Consider the following 24,236-nt stretch of genomic DNA (forward strand, 5'->3'; position numbering starts at 1 on the left):
TGAGGACCCATAGTTGGATCATATGCGATATTCTTTTTTCAGTAAAAAACTAGTTGCCGTAATTTTTTTGATTGCGGGATTTGTATCGGCCCAAAACCAAGAGGGAGAAGAAGTTGAAACCGGTGCCCACGATTTAAAGACACAGATTAAGGAATACATCGACCACCACCTTTTGGATTCGCATGATTTCAACCTATATTCCTACACCACTGAAGAAGGCGAGCACAAATATGTTGGGTTTCCACTTCCTGTGATTCTATGGGATAATGGATTGAAGGTGTTTCTTTCTTCCGAGTTGGAGCATGGAGAGTCCGTTGCAGAGGTAGACGGTAATTACTACGCACTTTATCACAATAAAATATACAAGACGGATGCCGAAGGAACCATCAATTTTGATGGACATCATGGCGAAGAAACCCATACCGAAGATGCTTTTGGGGAGAATTTGGTGGTAGATGATGCACATCCCACCAACGAAAAGCCCTTGGACTTTTCCATAACAAAGAATGTGGTCTTTATTATGGCCGTAGCCCTTTTAATGTTCTTGGTGTTCCGTTCCATGGCCAAGAGGTACCAAAAAAGCACCATGCCACGAGGTTTGGGAAGATTTTTGGAGCCATTGGTACTTTTTGTGCGTGACGAAATTGCCATACCAAACATTGGTGAGCATAAATACAAAAGGTACATGAGCTATCTGCTTACGGTATTCTTCTTTGTATGGGTCATCAACCTTTTGGGGTTGACACCGCTAGGAGTGAATGTCACCAACAACATTGCAGTGACTTTTGCCTTGGCCATGATCACCTATCTTATTACAACATTTACTGGGAACAAGAACTACTGGAAGCACATCTTTTGGATGCCGGGCGTACCTGTCCCTATGAAAATTATATTGGCGCCCATCGAATTGTTGGGAACGTTCATCAAGCCATTTTCATTGATGATTCGTTTGTATGCCAACATTACCGCAGGTCACGTGGTATTGATGAGTATTATCGGGTTGATGTTCATATTTAAAAACTGGATTGGAAGCCCATTGTCCTTCTTGTTGGCATTTGCACTTTCTTTATTGGAATTGTTGGTGGCCGCATTGCAGGCATATATTTTCACCATGTTGTCCGCCCTGTATTTTGGTATGGCGGTAGAAGAAGATCATCATTAATTAAGAGTAGAACGTTTAATATTTAAATTCATATATCATGACAATTCCAAACATCGTAGGTGCTGGTTTGATCGTAATCGGAGCAGGATTGGGTATCGGTAGAATCGGTGGTCAGGCAATGGAAGCCATTGCTCGTCAACCTGAAGCTTCTGGTAAGATCCAAACAGCAATGTTGATTGCAGCAGCCCTTATTGAAGGTATCGGTTTCGCCGCTCTTTTTGCAGCTTAATAACCGTAACAGTATTGATGAAGGCCATAGCGGTTGGCTATGGCCCTTCATTGATTTTAAAGTGATATAGTTTAAAAGCATTAATATTTTAAGATAAATGGAAAAGTTAATAGAGGAATTTTCCTTTGGCTTGTTTTTCTGGCAGTTGTTGCTTTTCGTGGGCCTATTGTTGTTGTTGAGAAAATATGCCTGGAAACCCATTCTTGGAGCGGTAGAAAAGCGCGAAGAAGGGATTAAAGGTGCCCTTGAAGCTGCTGAGGCCGCAAAAAAAGAAATGCAGAACGTAACTGCCGATAGCGAACGATTGTTGCAAGAGGCCAGGGCAGAACGGGATGCGCTGTTAAAAGAAGCCCGCGACATTAAAGCTAACATTATCTCCGAAGCCAAAGAACAGGCTCAGGCTGAAGGCGACAAGATGATCAAGCAGGCCCAAGCTACGATTGAAAGTGAAAAGAAAGCTGCTGTGGCAGACATCAAGGCACAAGTAGCCAACCTTTCCGTGGAAATTGCGGAAAAGGTAATCAAGGAAGAACTGTCCGACAAAGGCAAACAACAGAAGTTGGTCGAGGACATGTTGGGAGATATTAAACTGAACTAAACGGACCATGAACCAAAATAGGGCAGCCATACGCTACGCAAAAGCAACCTTGGATTTCGCAGTCGAAAAGAAAGCGGCCGATGCCGTGGAAAAAGACATGCGGGGGATAGCTGCTACCATTTCCGAAAACGTGGAGCTTCAACGTATGTTGGAGAGCCCTATCATCAAATCGGAGGTAAAAAAAAGCAGTTTGTTGGAAATCTTCAAGAATGCCAACGAAATCACCAAAGGTCTTCTTCAAACCTTGATCAGCAATAAAAGAATTGCGATGTTGCAGGAAGTGGCCTTCAAATACATCATCCTTCACGAAAAATTGAAGGGAGAAGAGGTAGCCTACGTGACAACCGCCGTTCCATTGACTTCCGATTTGGAGAAGAAAATATTGGAAACGGTCACCAAGGCAACCGGTAACAAGGTTACCCTTGAGAATAAAATCGATGAGAGCATCATCGGAGGATTTGTACTACGGGTAGGAGATACCCAATACGATGCAAGCATCGCAAACAAATTGAACGGATTAAAAAGAGAATTTACAAATAGTCTATAAAAATGGCAGGAGTAAAAGCCGCTGAGGTATCAGCAATTTTGAAAAAACAGTTATCAGGTTTCGAAGCATCCGCTTCCTTGGATGAAGTAGGTACCGTATTGCAAGTGGGTGATGGTATTGCCCGTGTGTATGGACTTTCCAATGCCCAGTACGGGGAGTTGGTGGAGTTCGACGGCGGTATGCAAGGAATCGTTCTTAACCTGGAAGAAGACAACGTAGGTGTTGTATTGTTGGGCCCATCCAAAGAGGTTGTAGAAGGTGCAACCGTGAAAAGGACCGAGCGCATCGCTTCCATCAACGTTGGTGAAGGAATTGTTGGTCGGGTTATCGACACCTTGGGCAAGCCTATCGACGGTAAAGGTCCTATTTCGGGCGAAACCTATGAGATGCCTTTGGAACGTAAAGCTCCTGGTGTAATTTTTAGACAACCTGTAAATGAGCCATTGCAAACTGGTATCAAGGCTATCGACGCCATGATTCCCGTAGGACGTGGACAAAGGGAGTTGGTGATTGGTGACAAGCAGACCGGTAAAACAACCGTTTGTATTGATACCATCCTGAACCAGAAAGAATTTTACGATGCCGGTGAACCAGTTTATTGTATCTACGTTGCCGTAGGTCAGAAAGCATCAACGGTGGCCGCTATCGCCAAGACATTGGAAGAAAGAGGTGCATTGGCCTATACAACCATTGTTGCCGCCAACGCTTCCGATCCTGCACCGATGCAGGTATATGCACCTTTCGCTGGTGCCGCGATTGGTGAGTACTTTAGGGATACAGGGCGTCCGGCCTTGATTATCTATGATGACTTGTCCAAGCAAGCTGTAGCCTACCGTGAGGTGTCCTTGTTGTTGAGAAGACCTCCAGGACGTGAAGCATATCCTGGTGACGTTTTCTTCTTGCACTCCAGATTGTTGGAGCGTGCGGCCAAAGTGATTGCCGATGACGAGATTGCAAAGAACATGAACGACCTTCCAGAGTCCTTGAAGCCGATGGTAAAAGGAGGAGGATCGTTGACTGCACTTCCTATTATTGAAACACAGGCAGGTGACGTTTCTGCTTATATCCCAACCAACGTAATTTCCATTACCGATGGTCAGATATTCTTGGAGCAAGACTTGTTCAACCAAGGGGTGCGTCCTGCGATCAACGTAGGTATCTCCGTATCGCGTGTGGGTGGTTCCGCTCAGATCAAATCCATGAAAAAAGTAGCCGGTACCTTGAAATTGGACCAAGCCCAGTTCCGTGAACTGGAAGCTTTTGCCAAGTTCGGTTCCGATTTGGATGCCGCTACCTTGAACGTTATCGAGAAAGGACGTAGAAACGTAGAAATCTTGAAGCAAGGTCAGAACGATCCATTTACTGTTGAAGATCAGGTGGCCATCATCTTTGCAGGTTCCAAGAACTTGTTGAGAAATGTGCCTGTAGACAAAGTAAAAGAATTCGAAAAAGATTACTTGGAGTTCTTGAACGCCAAGCATAGAGATGTTTTGGACACCCTTAAAGCGGGTAAATTGACCGATGAGGTTACCGAGACCTTGACTGCTGTTTGTAAAGATCTTTCAAGCAAGTACAAAGCATAACAATTGTCATTTCCAAGGTGCCCTTCGACTACGCTCAGGGCACTGTAGGAATCCATAACCAAAAAGATTTCGCATCAAGTGCGGAATGACAAAGTAGAATATGGCGAATCTAAAGGAAATACGTAACAGAATATCATCCATCTCATCAACGATGCAGATTACCAGTGCCATGAAAATGGTATCTGCCGCAAAGTTGAAGAAAGCTCAGGATGCTATTACGGCAATGCGTCCCTATTCCGATAAATTGACCGAGCTCCTGCAAGGGCTTAGCGCCAGTTTGGAAGGAGATGGTGGAAGCGAGTACGCCGACAAAAGGCCCGTAAACAAGGTTTTGGTGGTTGCCATTACGTCCAACAGGGGACTTTGTGGTGGTTTCAACTCCAACATCATCAAGCAGAGCAACCATTTGGTCTCCAATATGTATCCGGGCAAGCAAGTGGATTTCTATACCATCGGTAAAAAGGGACACGACATCCTTAGAAAAAGGCATACCATTTTGGGCGACCAAAGCAAGGTATACGATGATTTGACCTTTGACAATGTTGCAGAAATCGCTGAATTGTTGATGCGTTTGTTTACCAAGGGCGATTACGATAAAATCGAATTGGTATACAACAAGTTCAAAAATGCCGCTACCCAGATTGTGATGACCGAGCAGTTTTTGCCCATAGTAGGAACTGAAGGGGACAAAGCTATTGCTGCTGACTACATTTTTGAACCTTCCAAAGTGGAAATTGTAAAGGAGCTGATTCCAAAATCCTTGAAGACACAGTTGTTCAAGGCCATTCGGGATTCCTTTGCCAGTGAGCACGGAGCGCGTATGACCGCAATGCACAAAGCGACGGATAATGCTGCCGAATTGAGAAACGAGTTAAAATTGACTTACAACAAAGCCCGTCAAGCAGCGATTACCAACGAAATCCTCGAGATTGTTGGTGGAGCCGAGGCTTTGAACAATTAAGATTCCGTATTTATATAATATTAAAAGGCCACCCATTCGGTGGTCTTTTTGTTTTTCTTAGGGCAATATGGTTTAGCTAATTCGGGCTTTTGCGTAACTTGTAGCCACCTAACTTAGGTCTTTAAAGAAGCAACTCCTATTGAATCCACTTAAGCGGCTTTTTAAACAAACGTTCATTTATGGCCTGGCCACCGTAATGCCAAGGGTCATCTCTTTCTTTTTGTTACCGCTGTATACCGCCGTATTTGAGAATGCTTCAGGTTACGGACAGTACACGAACATATATGCCTGGATAGCTATTTTTAATGTGTTTTTGGCCTATGGTATGGAAACGGCCTTTTTTCGGTTTTACCATAAAAGCGGGGATAAGGCCAAAGTGATATCTACTTCACTGATATCCTTACTGAGTTCTTCCTTTCTGTTTCTGATTCTTGCCCTGTCGCTTAGGGAATGGTTATCCAGCGTAACCAATATCAACGCAGATTACCTTAAGTTCACCACCTATATTTTGGTTCTTGATGCCGTGGTCATTATTCCGTTTGCGCTGCTAAGAGCGAATGAGAAACCAATGCGCTATGCGGTCCTAAAGACCATTAATGTGGCCATAAACTTAGCTTTTAACGTATTTTTTCTGTTGGTACTCCCAAAAATGGCACAGGAGGCGGACACTGGCTTTTTCGTATCCCTGTACAAACCCAATTGGGAAATCCATTACGTTTTGATATCTAATGTACTCGCCAGCGGAGTAACCTTATTGATTTTGTTGCCCACCTACCTAAAGGCATCCTACACGTTCGATTTTGGCGTTTGGAAACAAATGATGAAGTATGCAGGACCCATTCTTGTAGCTGGAATCGCTTTTACCATCAACGAGGTATTGGATAAAATTTTGCTTACCGAACTCCTTCCATCCGACATTGCCGAAAGTGAAGTGGGCAAATACGGTGCCTGCTACAAACTGGCCTTGTTTATGACCCTGTTCGGGACCGCTTTCAGAATGGGCGTGGAACCCTTTTTCTTTAGTCATGCCAAGAGCGAAAAACCCCAGAAAACGTATGCACAGATTACCAATTACTTTGTAATTCTTGGGAGCATTATCTTATTGGGAGTTATCGCTTTTATCGATGTACTGGGCAGACTGCTATTGCACAACCCTGTGTATTGGGAAGCTTTGGATGTGGTTCCTATTATCCTATTGGCAAGCTTCTGTCTGGGAATTTACCACAACCTCTCTGTTTGGTATAAAGTAACGGACAGAACCAAATTTGGCGCTTATATTTCTTCCGTTGGGGCCATCATCACTTTGGTCATTAATATAAGCTTAATCCCAAAAATAGGATACATGGCTTCGGCCTTGGCCACTTTGGCCGCCTATGGTAGTATGATGCTCCTCTCCTATCACTTTGGAAAAAAATACTATCCTGTACCCTACAACATGCGAAAGATTGTGTTTTACTTATCCGTATCGCTGGTATTTTCTATACTTTCGTTCTATGTTTTTAATAGAAATTTAATAGCCGGCAGCCTACTGTTTTTGTTATTTTTGGGCTTAGTGTACAAGTTGGAAGGAGATAAGTTAAGAAGCATATTTTTAAGACGTGAAGATTAAGATCATCAACAAATCAGGCCATAAGCTGCCACATTACGAAACCCTTGCCTCCGCAGGGATGGATTTAAGGGCGGATTTGGAATCCCCCATCACCTTAAAACCTCTGGAAAGGGCTATTGTCCCTACTGGACTTTACATGGAGCTTCCTGTGGGCTATGAGGCCCAAGTACGGCCACGTAGCGGGTTGGCTGCCAAAAAAGGAATCACCGTGTTAAACGCCCCTGGAACGATTGACGCCGATTATCGTGGAAACGTTGGGGTAATATTGGTAAATCTTTCCAATGAAGATTTTACCGTGGAAAATGGTGAACGTATTGCCCAGATGGTCATCGCAAAGCACGAACGTGCCGAATGGGTAGAAGTTGAAGCCCTTTCTGAAACGGACAGGGGCGAAGGCGGTTTTGGAAGTACTGGCACTAAATGATGAATAATGTCAGGTCGAGCCTGCCTTTGTCGGCAGACAGGCGCAGTCGAGACCAACTGAATAAGTATAACCTATAAAAGATACCCGCTTTCGCGGGCATTAGCATGAAAATAATCGTACCCATGGCAGGGAGGGGATCCCGCCTAAGACCACACACACTTACCGTTCCAAAACCGTTGATTCCCGTTGCAGGAAAACCCATAGTGCACCGTTTGGTCACTGATATTGCTAAAGTATTGGGCGAGCCAATCGAGGAAGTCGCCTTTATTTTGGGTGACCCTGCCTTTTTTGGGGATGATGTGGTGGAAAGCTTAATGGCGTTGGCGGACGAATTGGGCGCCAAAGGGTCCATTTATCGACAAGATCAACCGCTTGGAACTGGGCACGCTATCATGAGCGCCAAGGAATCCCTGAGCGGTCCAGCGGTAATCGCATACGCCGATACCTTAATACGAGCCGATTTTGATTTGGATAAATCGGCCGATAGCGTGATTTGGGTGAAGCAAGTGGAGCGCCCCGAAGCGTACGGAGTGGTCCAGTTGAACGATGACCATCAAATCGTGGAATTGGTTGAAAAACCGCAAGAATATGTATCTGACCTCGCTGTAATCGGTATTTATTATTTCAAGGATGTTGGAGTGCTCAAAAATGAGCTGCAGCATGTTTTGGATCATGATATCACCCATGGTGGGGAATACCAAATTAATGACGGTATCAAACGGATGATGGAAAAGGGCATGAAATTTGTTCCCGGTAAGGTGGATGAATGGATGGATTGCGGCAACAAAAGCGTGACCGTGGAAACCAATCAGCGCATGTTGGCCTTCTTGGAAAAGGAGGGCGAAAACATGATTGCTGATTCCGTGACACAAGAAAATGCCAATATAGTGGAACCCTGTTTTATTGGAGAGAACGTAGTGCTCAAAAATACCACGATAGGGCCATATGTTTCGGTTGGCGCGAATACCGTTGTGGAGAATTCGACCATAAAAAACAGCCTCATCCAGAACCATAGCAGGATTATCAATGCCAATTTGGATAATGCCATGATCGGGAACCATGTAATTTATAATGGTAATTTTGAGACCATTAGCATTGGAGATTATTCTGTTTTGGAATAACTTTAGAACACATTTTTGGTGGGATGGGGACTTAGGACGTTACTATGAAAAGGAAACTGCTGGTTTGGTTGATTGTGGGAGCATCAGTACTGATGCCTAATCATACCTATGCCCAAGAAGAACAGGAAAGCGCCGAGGTCTACTTAGAAGAATATACCGATGAGTTTCAAGAAAATTTCTTTGAAGCCCTCAAACAGAAAGGCATCCAAAACTACGATAGGGCGGTCGACCTCTTCTTGAAATGCAAGCAACTGGAGCCCAACAACAGCGTAGTGGATTACGAACTGGGCAAAGCCTATATGCTCGATAAAAAGTACGTGCAGGCGCAAGATTATGCGATTGAGGCTCTACTATCGGAACCAGAGGACTATTGGTATTTGGACAATTTGCTCACCATTTTGGACAAACAAGGAAGCCCCGTGGAGACTATCAAAGAACGAATTCCTTATGGTAATACCAAGCTTAGGCAGAACATGGCGCTCTTCTTCTTCAAAATGAAGCAGTACAAGGAAGCCACCAAGGTGTTGGAAGGTTTACCAAGTTCCTCCTTGAAATCGGAGCTAAGCCGAAAGATTAAGGATTCCCTCCAAAAAAGAGAAAATATAGAAGAAGTTACACCCATAGTGCAGCAAAAAGAGCCTGTAAATGACCCATTAGCCCAACTAAAAAGAATATTGGACCAATACATTGCAGCGTCTGATTATACAGCCTTATTAACGGAATCCAAGGAGGCGTTGGACACCTATCCTTTGCAGCCATATTTCTATTACGCTTATGGAACGGCGTTGAATAATACAGGTAATGCAAACAAGGGCGTGGAAGTGTTGCTAAGCGGACTGGACTACCTATTGGATGACACTGCACTTCAAAATAAGATGTACAAGCAATTATCCGAAGGGTATTCCAAGATTGGGAATGCACAAAAAGCCAATGAATATTCAAACAAGATCAATTCAGGACTCTAATGAACCTACATAAAAACATATATAAAGCTGGAATTGCCATAATTATGCTGGCAGCTTTGGCATCGTGTAAAAGCACCAAATCGATTACTGGCGGGGAGGCCAATTCGCGACTTTCGGCAAAAAATATCGTGAATGCCCATTACTCCAACCAACCCAAATTCCGAACCCTGAGGGGACGAGTTAAGATCGACTACACCAACGGGGACGATTCGCAAGGTGTGAACGTAAGCTTGCGCATGGAAAAGGACAAAGTGATTTGGATGAGTGCGCCGCTCGGTGTTGTAAAGGCGCACATTACGCCCAAAAAAGTATCCTTTTACAACAAGCTCCAAAATGAGTATTTCGATGGAGACTTTAGCTATTTGAGCGAGTTGTTGGGTACAGAACTGGATTTTGAAAAAGTACAGAACCTGCTTTTGGGAAACGCAGTGCTCGACCTCAGAAAAGAAAAGCTCAATTCGGAAGTATACAATGGGAACTACCAATTAAAACCTAAAAAAGCCCAAGAACTTTTTAAGATTCTGTTTCAATTGGAACCCAAAAACTTTAAAATAGCCAGTCAGGAAATATCACAACCGATTAACGCAAGACATTTATTGGCAAAATATACCTATCAAGATATTTCTGGAAATGTGCTTCCGGAGGATATACAAATCGTGGCCGAAGAAAACGGTGAACTGACTACGATTGACTTGAGTTTTCGTAACTTGGAGCTTAACAAACCCATGAGTTTTCCGTACAAAGTGCCCAAAGGGTATGATAAAATTACATTAAAGTAATATGAAAGGTAATATTTCATATCTTATTTATTGTTTGATACTTACAGTTCTTACTTCGGTAACTTCATTTGCTCAAACCGGGGAACAGAAGGTGCTGGAGGCCAAACGGGAACGCTTGCAAGAGGAAATCAAGGAAATCAACCGTCTGCTATTCGCTGAGCGCAAAGAAAAGGGTACGGTGTTGGACCAAATGGAGGCCTTGGACAACAAAATCAATGTGCGACAAGAGCTGATTCGGGTAACCAATCAACAATCGAATTTGCTAAGTAGGCAAATCAATGTCAATATTAGAAGTATCAGCAAGCTTCGGGAGGATTTGGAAGTCCTAAAGGAAGATTATGCCGAACTGATTCAAAAAACCTATCAGAACAAGTCGCAGAACAATCGATTGATGTTCCTGTTGTCCGCAGAAAACTTTTTTCAAGCCTTCAAAAGGCTTCAGTACATGCAACAATATGCCAAACACCGTAAAAAACAAGGCGAAGGCATTGTGCAAAAAACTGAGGAACTCAAAGCCTTGAACCAAGACTTGGTCCGCCAGCGAAAGGAAAAAGACCAATTGGTCGCAGAAAATCAAAAGGCCAAGGAGGAACTCAACAAAGAAATTGAAGCGCAACGAAACCTTTTAACAAGCATTAAGCACAACGAGGCAAAATATACCGCCGCCATTGCGGAAAAGCAGAAAGAGGCCCGTAGAATCGATAATGAAATTGAACGGATGATCAAAAGTGCGATTGCCAACTCCAACAAAAGCTCTGGCAAATCCACAAGCAGTGCCACGTTTGCCCTTACTCCCGAAGCCAAGTTGTTGGCAGACAATTTCTCTTCCAACAAGGGTAGATTGATTTGGCCGGTGGAAAAGGGAATTAAAAGCCAGGGTTACGGAGTTTATGCGGACAAGTTGTACCCCGGCATCAAGCACCGGAACAATGGCGTAACCATCACCACGGACAAAGGGAGCAAGGCTAGAGCCATTTTTGAGGGCGAGGTCATAGCCATTCTATCCGTTCCCGGAGGGAACAAAGGCGTCCAGATCAAACATGGAAATTACATCAGCACCTATTATAACCTTTCTAATCTATATGTAAAAAAAGGGGATAAAGTCGCCGCCAAAGAAGTGCTGGGCGAAATAAATACCAATCGGTTGGACGGCACCACTAAGTTGAAATTTTACCTGTACAAGGATTCCGACCGCTTGAACCCCGAGGATTGGATCTATCAACTTTAACACTATGAAGAAAATAACTGATTTACAAGGCTCTTTTGAACTACACAATAGGGTCCAGATGCCCTATTTTGGATTGGGGGTTTATCAATCCGATGATGGAAGCGAAGTCATAAATGCGGTAAAGGCAGCTTTGAACCATGGCTATCGTCATATCGATACCGCTGCCATTTATCGCAATGAAGAAGGCGTAGGTACCGGAATCCGTGAAAGTAACGTAAAGCGCGAAGATGTTTTTTTGACCAGCAAGGTGTGGAATACCGATCAAGGCTATGATAGCACGCTCAAGGCGTTTGAGGCCAGTTTGGAGCGCTTGGGAACAGATTACTTGGATTTGTATTTGATTCATTGGCCCAAAGGCGAACTCTCCAAGGAGACCTGGAAAGCCTTGGAACAACTGTACAAGGAAGAAAGGGTTCGCGCCATTGGGGTCAGCAACTTTTTACAACATCATTTAGAGGATTTGTTGCCTTCGGTGGAAATTGTGCCCATGGTCAACCAAATGGAGTTCCACCCCTATTTGGTGCAGCAGGATTTGATTGATTTCTGTATGTCCAAAAATATCCAGTACGAGGCATGGTCTCCTTTAATGCAAGGGCATATTTTTGATTTGGATGTGATGAAGGATTTGGCGTCGAAATACAACAAGACCATTGCACAGGTAGTACTGCGATGGGATTTGCAAAAAGGGGTGATTACCATTCCAAAATCATCCAAACCAGAACGCATCAAGGCCAATGCCGACCTTTTTGATTTTGAATTGTCAGATGAAGACGTGCAATTATTGGATAGTTTGGAAAAGGGCAAACGTTTTGGACCCGACCCCAATAATTTTGATTTTTAAAGACGTGCAATAATCATGAGTTGTCTTTGAATTGTCAGGTCGAGCGCAGTCGAGACCTTGTTCTAAGCAAAAATACAAATACCTCTCGACTTTAGTTTATATTGAGCGAAGTCGAAAGACTTCAGATGACAACGGGGAAATATAGATCCAGACCAGTGTCGAAAGGATAGTCTTACGTTAAGAAGTAAAAAGCGCCTTAAGCTCGGTGGCATCGGCAGGCTTCATTTTACCGGCCAGGACCAAGCTCAACTGTTTTCTTCGAAGGGCAGCAGCGTAGCGCTCCTTTTCCAGCTCCGTTTCAGGCTCCAAAGGCGGTACTTCGGTTGGTTTTCCCGTATCATCCACGGCAACAAAGGTATAAATGGCCTCATTGGCCTTCGTGCGCTCTCCAGTAAAGCGGTCCTCGATCCACACGTCCAAGAAAATCTCCATGGAAGTGTTGAATGCCCTCGAAACCGAAGCTTCCACGGTAACCACACTCCCTAAGGGAACTGCACTGTTAAATGCCACATGGTTGACCGAAGCGGTCACCGTAATACGGCGGCTGTGCCTCCGTGCCGAAATACTGGCCGCTCTATCCATTCGGGCCAAGAGCTCGCCTCCAAACAGGTTGTTCAACGGGTTGGTTTCACTGGGCAATACCAAATCGGTCATTACCGTGCGAGATTCACTGGGTTTTTTAGCGCGCATACCTCTTTACATTTTGCGCAAAGATATTGAAGTAAGAAATGCTTTTTAAAGGAAAGTGGGATTATTTCTCAGAAAGCAACCAAGCATCTCGTGAATCCTCGGCTTTTACCTTTCTCAAAAAAACAAGGGCCTCCTTCGGGTCCTCAAAGCTGTCGTAAGCCACTTGATGAAGCCCATAGGCATTGCTGCCCAAATAAAAGGCATTGTACCCTTTTGCCTTAAGTTGGTCAACACGTTTTTCCGCATTTGCCTCTTCCCGAAAGGCACCGGCGATTACGTGATGTTTACCCAATTGCTTTTTGGTAACCTTGATATTGATGGCAGGCAGTTCCAAGGGTGCACTTTCAAAAAAAGTAGCCTCTTGGATAAGACGGGAAACCTCTTGCTGGGCATCTTGCTGGGCGGCCACCTCCTTTTCCTGAAGGTCACCATAGGTTTTGTATGATGTAGCTCCCAAAGAAACGGCGAACAGAATCACGGCGGCGTACTTGAGCCAAGGTCGGAACGAGCTCTGCTCCCGTTTTTCCGGAGTGATGATGAATGGAATCCGTTCTTCCAACTCCTCAACTTCCTCTTTGATCACCTCACGCTGAATGGGAGTGGCGGTAAAAGCAGAAAGTCCGAAGGAAGCCGTCAAAAAATTGACTTTTTCTTCCGGTTGAAATTGGATACGTTGCTCGGAATTATGCCACAAGGTCCCAATGCCAAAAAGCTCAATGCGCTCGCCTTGGGCCAATCTTTCTTTCCAATCTTGGGCCACGTTTTCCACTTCTTTCAACAGTTCTTCATATCCTAATTGCTTTTCTTTGGCAATATGGGATACCAAAAGACCGTCGTTTTTGGAAAGTTGGGCATTAAAGGAGATGATTTTGCTGGGCGGTACCAAAGTGTTGGTGGTCCTATCGATTGCTGCGGATGTACCATGTGCCAAAAAAGCCCCAAAACCGGGTACCACGACACAATTATAGTCAAACAACAATTTTTCTATGTGTGCATCTATCCGCATAGCCACAAATATTGTAAAAAATGGGGGAGTACAAAATAAGCCGGATAACTTTTTATTAACATTTGAAAAGCTGTATTTTGTGGACAACTTTGACGCCCAAATCAAATGACTGAACCTGAAATTATTGCGGCTTTGCGGCTGCAAAACATTCCCAATATCGGGGATGTGACCGCAAAAAAATTAATTGCGCACTGCGGAAGTCCATCGGCCATTTTTGAGGACAAGCCGCACCACCTCCTCAAAATTGACGGCATTGGAAAAGTGACCTTAAAAGGACTTCATGATACCCAATATTTGGAAGAAGCCCAACAGGAGTTCGACTTTTTGTCCAAGGAGAACGTTGAGGTGTCCTATTTTATGGATGACACCTATCCTGAACGCCTTAAGCATTGCTTGGATGGCCCCATTCTTTTATTTCAAAGGGGCAATATCGATTTGAAGCAGCAAAAAATCATCAGCGTGGTGGGGACACGAAACGTGACCAGTTACGGGAGTTCCTTTGCCCAACAGTTTATAGCCGAATTGGCCCCGTTGAACCCCATTATCGTGAGTGGATTGGCCTATGGTGTGGACATAAAAGTGCAAAAGGCGGCGATGGGCCACGGATTACAGACGATTGCCTGTATGGCGCATGGCCTGAATCAAATTTATCCCAAAGCACACGCCAAATATCAATCCAAAATCGAGGCCAATGGTGGTTTTTTGAGCGAATTCTGGAGCACTAGTCAACCCAACCGGGAGAATTTCCTGAAGCGAAACCGAATCATTGCAGGAATCAGCGAAGCTACCATTGTCATAGAGTCTGCCGAAAAGGGAGGTAGTTTGGTGACCGCTGATTTGGCCCATGGCTACCATCGCGAGGTGTTTGCCGTTCCGGGCCGGGCCACCGACAAATGGAGCAAGGGCTGCAACGACCTCATCAAATACCAAAAGGCCCATTTATTGACCTCTGCTGCAGAGCTGATTTACCTTTTGGGGTGGCAAATCGAGGAAGAAAAGCCGGAAAAAACAGTGCAGAAGCAGCTGTTCGTCGAGTTGGACGAAACAGAACAGTCAATCTATTCCTACCTACAGTTGAACGGAAAACAGCTGCTGGACACCGTGGCTTTGGAGTGCAAATTGCCCATTTTTAAGGTTTCGTCCACTTTGGTACAAATGGAAATGAAAGGCGTGATCCGACCATTGCCCGGTAAACTGTTTGAGGCGGTTTAGGTTTAGTTGACAGTTGAGGTAGAAGTGGCCGGAAGTCGAAAGTCCGAAGCAAATATTTGTTTGTCAGTTCGATTGTTTTTTGGCGGGTTTTGAAAAAAAGAGACAAAAAATGTATCGAGAACCTAGTTCAGTGAGGAGCCAAGAACCAAGAAACAAGACTCTGGCGAGAAAAGACGAAAGAAAATAGACTTGGTTTGATGGGCAGTTGGAAGTCCGAAGTCGGAAGTCAGTCAGCAGTCAGCAGTGGGCAGTGGTCGCTGAGCGTAGTCGAAGCGACAGTAAGGAGGACTGAAATAGGGAAGTAGTGGGCAGTGCTGGGTGGTAAGTTGGCAGTATACATTTGACACTAATTTCACGAATTGGCACGAATAGGGTTCTTTGTCATTTCGAACGAATGTTAGAAATCTTTGTGTGAGTCCGAAGTCCGAAGACCGAAGTCGGGAGTTTTGAGTTTCGTGTTGCGAGTTAGGGTGTCATTTCGAACGAATGTGAGAAATCTGTCAGAAGTCAGTCAGCAGTGGGCAGTTGTTGATTTTGTGAGATAGGGGGTCAGTTCGAGTGTTTTTTGGCGGTTTTTGCAAAAGAACGAGGCAAAACATGTATCGAGAACCTAGTTCAGTGAGGAGCCAAGAACCAAGAAACAAGACTCTAGCGAGAAAAGACCATAGAAAATAGACTTGGTTTGATGGGCAGTTGGAAGTCCGAAGTCGGAAGTCGGGAGTTGTGAGCTTAGAGTTGCGTGTTTCGTGTTGCGAGTTAGGGTGTCATTTCGAAACGAAGTGAGAAATCTTTTGTGAGTCGGAAGTCATTCGGCAGTGGTCGCTGAGCGACGGTCATTGAGCGTAGTCGAAATGAGTCGAAGCGACAATAAGAAGTTAGAAGTCAATTGGGCGTTGACACTAATTTCACGAATAGGGTTCTTTGTCATTTGAAATGAATTTTTTGACCTTAAACCTTAAACTTTGAACTTGAAACTTGCACTTGACCTTTGAGTTTGACCTTGAGTTTTTTATTGGATTTCTCCATCGTCACTTCGTTCCTCATGTCGAAATGACAAGAAACAGCGCAGTTTTGGACTATTTCGAGGCCAGTTCATCTATAAACGCACAAACAGAACAGTCGCCCTGATTTTGGTTGTTGTTCATCGAAACTATATCACGGTAAATCGAGGTTTAATCGGTCTAGGAAGAAAAATCAAGGTTTTTACGAGTATTTATAGGGTTGCTGGTTCCCAGTCCGTCGCTCCAATTTCGGATGAACTGTTAGTACCCCAACTTTTCACGTACTCTTGCCAGTACCCCATCGGCCACTTTACGCGCTTTTTCGGCGCCAAAGGCCAGGGCTTCGTCCACTTCGTTGGTGTGGGTCATGTAATATTCGAACTTTTCGCGAGGTTCTTCAAATTTTTCCAAGATCAGTTCGTACAAGGCTTGCTTGGCATGCCCATAACCGTAGTTTCCGGCCAAATAGTTGGCACTCATTTCTTCGATTTGCTCGGGAGCTGCCAAAAGCTTGTAGAGGGCAAAAACATTGTCCGTGCTGGGGTCCTTGGGGTCTTCCATGGGCGTACTATCGGTAACGATGCCCATGATCTGTTTGCGCAATTTTTTGTCGGGTTGGAACAGATTGATGAGATTACCGCGGCTTTTGCTCATTTTTTCGCCGTCGGTCCCGGGAACGTACATGGTCTGTTCGTGCACCTTGGCTTCGGGCATCACAAAGGTTTCGCCCATTTGGTTGTGGAAACGGGCAGCCACATCGCGGGTCATTTCCAAATGTTGCAACTGATCTTTCCCTACGGGAACAATGTCGGCATCATACAATAAGATATCCGCCGCCATCAACATGGGATAGGTAAATAGGCCTGCATTTACATCTTCCAGCCGGTCGGCTTTGTCCTTAAAGGAATGGGCCAGCGTCAACCGTTGGTACGGAAAAAAACAGCTCAGGTACCAGGCCAGTTCTGCGGTCTGTGGAATGTCGCTCTGCCTATAAAAAACGGTTTTCTCAATGTCCAGGCCAAAAGCGAGCCAAGCGGCTGCAATTGCGTAGGTGTTGTTGCGCAACAGTTCCCCGTCCTTGATCTGGGTTAGGGAATGCATATCGGCAATAAAGAGAAAGGAATCGTTCTTGGGGTCTTGGGCCATGTCAATAGCAGGCATAATGGCCCCTAAAATATTCCCCAAATGTGGTGTTCCTGTACTTTGTATCCCGGTCAGAATTCGCGCCATGCTTCCTTTTTTGCGCGTAAAAGTAAGCATCCCCTGCGTATTAAAAAAGTAGTAGTTTGTCTAAAAGATAGGCTATGTGCCGAATGAAAATTCCGAAATACTTTACATTTGGCCCCATGTTAGGTGTGGTGAGAAATGTGGGGCATGTTTTGTACCGGGTATGGTTCTATATCTTGGTTACCGTACCTATACTGTTGTTTTTTCCATTATTGCTGCTCTTTACGATTTCCGAAAAGACCTATCATCAATTTTTTTGGCTGGCACGTAACTTTTGGGCCGTGCCTATTTTGTACGGGATGGGCTGTTTTCCCAAAATTGAACGGCAACAGCGTATGGAAAAGGGCAAAAGTTATATGTTGGTGGCCAACCACACCAGTATGCTCGATATTATGCTGATGCTCATCGTTAGCCGTAATCCCTTTGTGTTCGTGGGCAAAAAAGAACTGGTAAGTATTCCCATTTTCGGATTTTTCTATAAAAGGGTATGTATTTTGGTGGATAGGGACAGTGTAAAGAGTAGAACGGGCGTGTATCGAAGGGCCCAAAAACGGCTGAACCAAGGCTTGAGTATCTGTATTTTTCCTGAAGGCGGTGTCCCGGAAGAAGAAGTTGTTCTGGACCAGTTTAAGGATGGCGCTTTTAAAATGGCGATTGCCCATAAAATCCCAGTGGTACCCATCATCTTTTTGGACAATAAAAAGCGGTTCTCCTTTACCTTTTTAAGCGGTGGACCTGGAAGGATAAGGGCAAAGGTGCATCCATTCTTCGAAACGGGCATTTTGAGTGCGGAAGACACTTCCACGTTGCGCGAAGAGGTAAGAACCGTAATTTTAAAGGATTTGACCTAAACCAAATTCGGGAGTTGCAACAAGATGCTTTTCTTGTACATTCCCTTGGCCCTCACACTGGATGTTTGGTGGGCGATGCTGTAGCCTTTGACCGTATTCAGAAGTCGCACTTGGTCTTTCCACTTTAGGATATCTTCCCGGTAATCCAGGTTCTTTGTAACATGGGGATCTAAATTTTTACAATGATACTCCACCTTCAGGATCACGGATGTTGAGGTTGATTTAATATCGATATGGAAATGTTGGTCAATTTCTTGGTTGATGGATGATTGTTCCACAATGTTCTCAAAGAGCATCAAGACGATGAAAGATGGAATAATGGCCTCCTCGATATTATGATTGTCCTTTTCTATGGAAATGGTGTAAGCAAAGGAGTCATCATACCTCAACTTTTGAAGCTTTAGGTACCAGTGCAGCATATCGATTTCGTGATACAATGGCGTGGTGTCCTCTCCCAATTGTTTAAGGTAATATCGGACCAAACGGCTAAAGGTGGAAAAGTAATCCAAGGCCAGCTTGGTTTTTTGTGCCGTTATAAAATATTGGATGGCATTGAGCGAGTTGAAAATAAAATGGGGGTTCAACTGGGAATTCAGGGCTTTCAACTTTAGCTCCATCATTTCCTCACGTATCTGAAAAAGCTTGTCCTGCTTTTCCAAAAGCTCCAGATTGGCGCGCACACTCTTAATTTTTATGGCACAAATGGAGGCAATAGCGGATAACATCTTGAGGTGGCGCTCCGTAAAAAATCCTTTTTCGGGGTGCTCGCAATCGATAACGCCGTAGAGTTGGTCCTCATAGGTAATGGGAACACAAATTTCAGAAAGCCGGTTGTCATCATCCTCGATATAGCGAGGATCTTGGGAAGTGTCCACAATCAATTCCGCTTGACGTGTTTTGGCGACCGCCCCAGTGATTCCGTGCCCAACGGGGATTTCCACCGGGTTGTGCAGGGTACGGTCTTTTGGGTTCTTGGGACCGTAGGCTGCCTTTTGAATAAGGACATTGTTGTGATTGACCAAGTAGACCACGCAGTCCACAAAGCCCAGTTTGGCGATACAATTCTTGGCGACATCCCAAAGAATATCCTCTTCGTTTTCCTTTCCCATCAACGATTTGGAAAAGTACACAAGGATGTCCTCAAAATTCTCAGCGGTCACAGTATCAATCCTTTGGTTAGTGTTGATGTGGAAAAAGTAAGAAAAATATGCGAATGTTTTATAAAAAAAAGCGCTCTAAGGATAGAGCGCTCGAATGATTGCTTAAAGGAGCAATCTTCCTAACCAACTTCTTAGGTGCTAGAACCTGAAGCTAAATCCGCTGTACACACCAATGGAATATGGACGAAAGTTGCCGGAAACATTGGAAAAGGTGTTCAATTGGTATTTGAACACAGGTTCTACATTGATCTGTATTTTGGGCGAAAACTTGTAATTGAGCCCCATACCAAAATTGGCACTAAAATTCGTCGAATTGATGTTATTGGCTTCGCCCACTTCGGTGATGAGTTCATTGGATTCCAGCAATACGGCATTGTCCACCAAAAACAGGGAGCTTACCCCACCGATAAGATCAACTCCAAATCTTTTATCCACAACTGCGTAATTCAACTCCAAGGGAACTTCAATATAGCCCAATTGTTGTACCATGGAACCATCAAAGGCGGCTGCTTCGTTCAAGGCAATCTCCTTGGAATTGACAGCGAGCGCATCTTTTGCATTGTTTTTACTCTCTACAACGATGGATAGGGCGTTTGGATCGTAGTTGATGTTTTCGATTCTGTCGTTGGAGGCGGATCTCAAGGTAGAGGAAAACACAACATCATTGGTGTTGTATCCAAAGTTGACCCGATGCACCCCTGACCGTATTTTTAGCTTTTTTCCCACCTCGTAGGCCACGTTAACACCATAGCTCAAATTAACGTTTCCGGATTTGGAGTTGGATGCAAAACTGGGGTCTATTGGCGAGCCATCGCCAGAGGCGTCAAAGTATACGGGTGCCACCGAGGGCCCAACGGACCATTTGCCTGACTTGTTTTGGGCGACGGCCTCCTCCTCAATTTCGTTCTGCTCAGCTATCGCATCATAAATGGACTGCTTTTCAGTCTCCTGCTGTTCCTCCTCAATCGCTGCCATTTCGGCTGCAGTTGAAGCTGTTTCATTGTTGGACTGATTTTTAGGACTTTCAGAAGACACAATACCTTCATTACCGTCCATAGCAGTTCCCGTGGTGGTCTGCCCATCATTTTCGTCCAAGGCATACCGATTGGTTTTATTGTTGGCCTTTGAACGGTTTTCAAGCGTGTTCTGCTCGGCGTTCTGGGCCAAGGAGGCCTGGTTTTTATTCAAATTGCTGTTGGGCAGCGTCTTTTCTTTGTTGATAGTGGTTCCATCATCAGTGTTGTTCACCAAGCCCTTTTGATTTTCAGGAGTTGCTTTCGTGTTTGTCCCATCTTTGGTAATATCGGATTCCGACTTGTCCATGGTTTTGGGCGATGCAACGTTTTCCTTTTCAGTAATCACCTGTGGTTCTATGGTGTCTTCCGCAAAAGGGTTTGCTAACAGTAGCAACAAAACTAATGCAGCAGCAACGCCGCCAAGGCTCCACCAAATGGGAAAGGCGCGTTTCTTTCTTTTTTTCTGGTCCAAGGAAGCTTCGATGGAGGCCCAGACCTTTGGGTCGGGCGCCTCTTGGAAATCGCTAAAGCGTTCCTTGAACAATTGCTCTAAATTCTTTTTCCCCATTGTCATTTCGTTTAAGCAATGTTTATTTTGGTTTTTTCTATTTTTTCCCTCAAAATCGCCTTTGCCCGTGCCAAATTTGATTTGGAAGTTCCGGTGGATGTCCCCAACATCTCACTTATTTCCTTGTGGCTATAACCGTCCAGCACATAAAGGTTAAAGGTGAGCCGATATTTGTGCGGCAGTTCCTGAATGTATCCCAGTAAAGTGGAGAGACTGATGTCGGTACCATCGGTGTCCACATCTTCCTCATCTTCGGTATTCTCGGAAACTACATTTAGGTGCTGGTCCTTTCTATATTTTTGAAGGACGGTGTTTACCGTAATCCGTTTGATCCAGCCTTCAAAAGATCCTTTGAAACCGTATTGATCGATCTTGTCAAAAATGGTCATAAAACTATCGTGCAGATTGTCTTCTGCCTCCGTTTTGTTCCGAGAATACTTGAGGCACATCCCGAAAAGAATACCGGAATATCTCCGGTATAGTTCAGCTTGTGCCTGTCGGTTTCCCTTTTGACAATGATATATCAGTTCTTCAAGATCCAAATGTTGGTCAATGTTGGATTTTTGTTGTTATTGATTTGTATTCTCCGTTTCTGCAATCGGGACAGTGTACTCCAAAAAGGTCGGGTTACCGTCTTCATCATCGCCCGCATAAAATCGGAAGACATAGTCTTTGGTGTAAATTACATTAAATTTTAAGGTGGCTACAACTTCTTCTACAGCTTGCGTGCATACAGTGTCCTCATCGGTGAGCACAGAGCCTACCACGACCACGTCGCGACCGGTTTCTGCGGTTTGTGACACATTAAAGCCTTCAAAAAAGGTACAGCCATTTGGCCTTAGGTAGGTTACTTCAATATCGTAGGTTTCACCAAACTCGAACGATTCGGGCATTTGGGCCTCGACCGTGGTCAGCGAGGTAAAGTAAAAATTGGGGGAATCATCGTCCACCTCACAGGAGATGAACCATGAGCATGCCACAATCAATAAGAAGGGCATCAGCACTTTTTTCATAATTAATCCTTTTCCCCTAAGATGTATGGTATACACAAGGGTTGCGTAGGATTTGAAAAGGCCAATGTCAATCTACCGGAAAAATCGACAAAAAGATTACTGGTTTACTGCGGCAATGGCTTCTTTGATCTTGGCCTCCAATTCTTCTGCAAGCTCTGGATTGTCCAGCAGGAGCGATTTTACGGCATCCCGTCCTTGTCCAAGTTTTGTATCGCCATAACTGAACCAAGAACCGCTTTTCTTCACAATTTCGTAAGCTACCCCCAAATCGAGTATTTCCCCGATCTTGGAAATTCCTTCTCCGTACATGATGTCGAATTCAGCCGTTTTGAAGGGAGGTGCCACTTTGTTTTTCACCACCTTAACCCTAGTCTTGTTTCCTTGGACCTCACCGTGCGTATCCTTAATCTGGGTAGACCTTCTAATATCCAATCGCACCGAAGCATAAAACTTTAGGGCGTTACCACCCGTGGTCGTTTCAGGATTACCGAACATGACCCCGATTTTTTCCCGCAACTGGTTGATGAAAATTACGGTACATTTTGTTTTGCTGATAGTGGAGGTAAGCTTTCTCAAAGCTTGAGACATGAGCCTCGCATGCAATCCCATTTTGGAATCCCCCATTTCCCCTTCGATTTCACTTTTTGGGGTCAAGGCAGCTACGGAATCCACAATAACAATGTCGATTGCCCCGGAACGGATCAGGTTGTCGGCAATTTCCAAAGCTTGCTCCCCGTGATCGGGTTGGGATATGATCAAGTTGTCGATATCCACCCCTAATTTTTTGGCATAAAAACGGTCGAAAGCGTGTTCAGCATCAATAAAAGCGGCAATACCTCCTGCTTTTTGTGCTTCGGCAATGGCGTGTAAAGTCAGCGTAGTTTTACCCGAGGATTCAGGACCGTAGATTTCCACCACTCTTCCTTTGGGGTAACCGCCCACACCTAGGGCAATATCCAGTCCCAATGAGCCGGAAGGAATCACTTCAACATCTTCCACAACACTGTCCCCCATTTTCATGACAGCACCTTTGCCGTAGGTTTTGTCCAACTTGTCCAGGGTTAGTTTAAGGGCTTTTAATTTTGCTTCTTTCTCGTTGCTCATGGTAAAAAATATTAGGAAGGCTAAAATACCATTTCTTTCCACATGAAAAAAAGGGCACGCAACCTTTTTAATAACATTACATCTTTAGGGTACTAACTCATCTCCATAGAGCCTTTTGGCTCGCAATTGCTATGAGAAAGAGAACGCTGCTATGAGAAAGTAGTAATGGATTAAAGGGGCCTTCGCGGCCCTTTTAGTTTGCTCTCCCTTAATTTTCTATCTTTGCCGCACATTTAAAAGAACCATTCTTAAAACTTAATCCGGTATAGCATGCAACTGTACAATACATTAAGTGCAAAGGAAAGGGAAGCGCTTATTGAGGAAGCCGGGAAAGATCGGCTTACCATCTCTTTCTACAAATATGCACACATAGGCAATCCACAGATTTTACGAAACCATCTTTTTTTGGCTTGGGACCAAATGGAAGTTCTCGGGCGCATTTATGTGGCCCACGAAGGAATCAATGCACAACTTTCGGTGCCAGCAGATAATTTCAATAGCTTCAAGGAGCATTTGGACAGCATCACCTTTTTGGAAAATGTAAGGTTGAACATCGCCATTGAGCAGGACAACAAGTCCTTTTTGAAATTAAAGGTTAAGGTACGCGATAAAATCGTGGCCGATGGATTGAACGATGATACCTTTGATGTCACCAATAAGGGCATACACGTAGGCGCCGAACAATTTAACCAGCTTATCGAAGATGAAAATACTGTTCTGGTGGATATGCGCAACCACTACGAAAGCGAGATAGGGCACTTTAAAAATGCCATTACCCCGGATGTGGATACCTTCCGCGATTCGTTGGACATCATCGAAAAGGATTTGGCCGCCCACAAAGAGGACAAGAACCTCGTGATGTACTGCACCGGAGGCATCCGTTGCGAGAAGGCCAGTGCCTACTACAAGCACAAAGGCTTCAAAAACGTTTTTCAATTGGAAGGCGGGATTATCGAATATACCCGACAAGTGCGCGAAAAGCAACTGGAAAACAAATTCTTGGGTAAAAACTTTGTTTTTGACCATAGGCGCGGTGAGCGCATCTCCGAAGATGTGATCGCACATTGCCATCAATGCGGAAAGCCTTGTGATACCCATGTCAATTGCGCCAACGAAGCATGCCATTTGTTGTTTATCCAATGTGATGATTGTGCCAAGGAAATGAACAATTGTTGTTCGGTGGATTGTATGGAAGTGCATGCATTGCCCTACGAGGAACAAAAACGTTTGCGTAAGGGCAAGGGAGCCAGCAACAAAATATTCAAAAAAGGACGCTCTCCCGTGTTGAAATACAAGAAGTAGCATTTCACTACTGCCACAAATTGTACTATATTTACATCA

24 protein-coding genes are annotated in these 24,236 nt (G+C 44.5%); 16 read left to right on the forward strand and 8 right to left on the reverse strand.

Features of this window, described 5'->3' with window-relative positions:
• Window positions 1-22: 22 nt before the first annotated feature.
• The 13 genes from atpB (at window position 23) to RBB12_RS02935 (ending at window position 12,047) form a co-directional block, all read left to right on the forward strand.
• Window positions 23-1,162, forward strand: coding sequence for a F0F1 ATP synthase subunit A (atpB, locus tag RBB12_RS02875; RefSeq protein ID WP_306012726.1), 1,140 nt, complete (start codon window positions 23-25; stop codon window positions 1,160-1,162).
• A gap of 37 nt (window positions 1,163-1,199) precedes the next feature.
• Entirely contained in the window at window positions 1,200-1,391 is a 192-nt protein-coding gene (gene atpE / locus RBB12_RS02880) for an ATP synthase F0 subunit C (protein WP_053970734.1), read from the forward strand.
• Between the two features lie 97 nt (window positions 1,392-1,488).
• Window positions 1,489-1,989, forward strand: coding sequence for a F0F1 ATP synthase subunit B (locus RBB12_RS02885; RefSeq protein ID WP_306012727.1), 501 nt, complete (start codon window positions 1,489-1,491; stop codon window positions 1,987-1,989).
• A gap of 7 nt (window positions 1,990-1,996) precedes the next feature.
• Window positions 1,997-2,536 carry an ATP synthase F1 subunit delta gene (gene atpH, locus RBB12_RS02890; protein ID WP_306012728.1) on the forward strand — a complete coding sequence of 180 codons (540 nt, stop codon included), beginning with the start codon at window positions 1,997-1,999 and terminating at the stop codon, window positions 2,534-2,536.
• Window positions 2,537-2,538: 2 nt separating this feature from the next.
• Window positions 2,539-4,119 carry a F0F1 ATP synthase subunit alpha gene (gene atpA, locus RBB12_RS02895; protein WP_179383287.1) on the forward strand — a complete coding sequence of 527 codons (1,581 nt, stop codon included), beginning with the start codon at window positions 2,539-2,541 and terminating at the stop codon, window positions 4,117-4,119.
• A gap of 100 nt (window positions 4,120-4,219) precedes the next feature.
• On the forward strand, window positions 4,220-5,080 hold the full coding sequence (atpG, locus tag RBB12_RS02900; protein ID WP_293281386.1) for an ATP synthase F1 subunit gamma: 861 nt from the start codon (window positions 4,220-4,222) through the stop codon (window positions 5,078-5,080).
• A gap of 139 nt (window positions 5,081-5,219) precedes the next feature.
• On the forward strand, window positions 5,220-6,689 hold the full coding sequence (locus tag RBB12_RS02905; protein ID WP_306012729.1) for a lipopolysaccharide biosynthesis protein: 1,470 nt from the start codon (window positions 5,220-5,222) through the stop codon (window positions 6,687-6,689).
• Window positions 6,679-7,113 (forward strand): dUTP diphosphatase, encoded by a 435-nt coding sequence (gene dut / locus RBB12_RS02910; protein ID WP_293281392.1) that lies wholly within the window; start codon window positions 6,679-6,681, stop codon window positions 7,111-7,113. The genes RBB12_RS02905 and dut overlap by 11 nt, the downstream gene beginning before the upstream one ends.
• Window positions 7,114-7,217: 104 nt before the next feature.
• Complete coding sequence (locus tag RBB12_RS02915; protein ID WP_306012730.1) at window positions 7,218-8,234, forward strand: sugar phosphate nucleotidyltransferase; 1,017 nt, start codon at window positions 7,218-7,220, stop codon at window positions 8,232-8,234.
• Between the two features lie 44 nt (window positions 8,235-8,278).
• Window positions 8,279-9,199 carry a lipopolysaccharide assembly protein LapB gene (locus RBB12_RS02920; RefSeq protein ID WP_306012731.1) on the forward strand — a complete coding sequence of 307 codons (921 nt, stop codon included), beginning with the start codon at window positions 8,279-8,281 and terminating at the stop codon, window positions 9,197-9,199.
• Window positions 9,199-9,978, forward strand: a complete 780-nt coding sequence (locus tag RBB12_RS02925; protein WP_306012732.1) for a DUF4292 domain-containing protein — start codon at window positions 9,199-9,201, stop codon at window positions 9,976-9,978. The genes RBB12_RS02920 and RBB12_RS02925 overlap by 1 nt, the downstream gene beginning before the upstream one ends.
• Before the next feature lies 1 nt (window position 9,979).
• Window positions 9,980-11,206 (forward strand): murein hydrolase activator EnvC, encoded by a 1,227-nt coding sequence (locus RBB12_RS02930; RefSeq protein WP_306012733.1) that lies wholly within the window; start codon window positions 9,980-9,982, stop codon window positions 11,204-11,206.
• 4 nt (window positions 11,207-11,210) lie between these two features.
• Window positions 11,211-12,047: an aldo/keto reductase gene (locus tag RBB12_RS02935; RefSeq protein ID WP_306012734.1), complete on the forward strand. Its 837-nt coding sequence runs from the start codon at window positions 11,211-11,213 to the stop codon at window positions 12,045-12,047.
• A 177-nt stretch (window positions 12,048-12,224) separates the two neighbouring features.
• On the opposite strand, the gene RBB12_RS02940 is transcribed toward RBB12_RS02935, so the two are convergent.
• Together RBB12_RS02940 and RBB12_RS02945 are read right to left on the reverse strand one after the other, a co-directional pair.
• Window positions 12,225-12,737 carry an acyl-CoA thioesterase gene (locus RBB12_RS02940; protein WP_306012735.1) on the reverse strand — a complete coding sequence of 171 codons (513 nt, stop codon included), beginning with the start codon at window positions 12,735-12,737 and terminating at the stop codon, window positions 12,225-12,227.
• A gap of 61 nt (window positions 12,738-12,798) precedes the next feature.
• Window positions 12,799-13,743, reverse strand: coding sequence for an SPOR domain-containing protein (locus tag RBB12_RS02945; RefSeq protein ID WP_306012736.1), 945 nt, complete (start codon window positions 13,741-13,743; stop codon window positions 12,799-12,801).
• A 105-nt stretch (window positions 13,744-13,848) separates the two neighbouring features.
• Here RBB12_RS02945 and dprA point away from each other — a divergent pair, with 105 nt between their 5' ends.
• On the forward strand, window positions 13,849-14,955 hold the full coding sequence (gene dprA, locus RBB12_RS02950) for a DNA-processing protein DprA (protein WP_306012737.1): 1,107 nt from the start codon (window positions 13,849-13,851) through the stop codon (window positions 14,953-14,955).
• 1,262 nt (window positions 14,956-16,217) lie between these two features.
• On the opposite strand, the gene trpS is transcribed toward dprA, so the two are convergent.
• Entirely contained in the window at window positions 16,218-17,186 is a 969-nt protein-coding gene (gene trpS, locus RBB12_RS02955; RefSeq protein ID WP_179383303.1) for a tryptophan--tRNA ligase, read from the reverse strand.
• A gap of 116 nt (window positions 17,187-17,302) precedes the next feature.
• Between trpS and RBB12_RS02960 the strand changes: the two genes are divergently transcribed.
• Window positions 17,303-18,034: a 1-acyl-sn-glycerol-3-phosphate acyltransferase gene (locus RBB12_RS02960; RefSeq protein ID WP_306012933.1), complete on the forward strand. Its 732-nt coding sequence runs from the start codon at window positions 17,303-17,305 to the stop codon at window positions 18,032-18,034.
• Here RBB12_RS02960 and RBB12_RS02965 read toward each other — a convergent pair.
• The 5 genes from RBB12_RS02965 to recA all read right to left on the reverse strand — a co-directional run bounded on the left by RBB12_RS02965 (window position 18,031) and on the right by recA (window position 22,895).
• Entirely contained in the window at window positions 18,031-19,194 is a 1,164-nt protein-coding gene (locus RBB12_RS02965) for a histidine kinase (protein WP_306012738.1), read from the reverse strand. The genes RBB12_RS02960 and RBB12_RS02965 overlap by 4 nt on opposite strands.
• Window positions 19,195-19,332: 138 nt before the next feature.
• A complete protein-coding gene (locus RBB12_RS02970; protein ID WP_306012739.1) occupies window positions 19,333-20,778 on the reverse strand; it encodes an outer membrane beta-barrel protein in 1,446 nt (481 codons plus the stop codon).
• An 11-nt stretch (window positions 20,779-20,789) separates the two neighbouring features.
• Entirely contained in the window at window positions 20,790-21,320 is a 531-nt protein-coding gene (locus RBB12_RS02975) for an RNA polymerase sigma factor (protein WP_179383305.1), read from the reverse strand.
• A 27-nt stretch (window positions 21,321-21,347) separates the two neighbouring features.
• Window positions 21,348-21,791: a hypothetical protein gene (locus tag RBB12_RS02980; RefSeq protein ID WP_179383306.1), complete on the reverse strand. Its 444-nt coding sequence runs from the start codon at window positions 21,789-21,791 to the stop codon at window positions 21,348-21,350.
• Window positions 21,792-21,887: 96 nt separating this feature from the next.
• A complete protein-coding gene (recA, locus tag RBB12_RS02985) occupies window positions 21,888-22,895 on the reverse strand; it encodes a recombinase RecA (RefSeq protein ID WP_127140449.1) in 1,008 nt (335 codons plus the stop codon).
• 270 nt (window positions 22,896-23,165) lie between these two features.
• Here recA and RBB12_RS02990 point away from each other — a divergent pair, with 270 nt between their 5' ends.
• Window positions 23,166-24,197, forward strand: coding sequence for a rhodanese-related sulfurtransferase (locus RBB12_RS02990; protein WP_179383307.1), 1,032 nt, complete (start codon window positions 23,166-23,168; stop codon window positions 24,195-24,197).
• Window positions 24,198-24,236 lie beyond the last annotated feature (39 nt).

This window comes from Allomuricauda sp. MMSF_3307, from assembly GCF_030733585.1.
Classification (GTDB): domain Bacteria; phylum Bacteroidota; class Bacteroidia; order Flavobacteriales; family Flavobacteriaceae; genus Flagellimonas.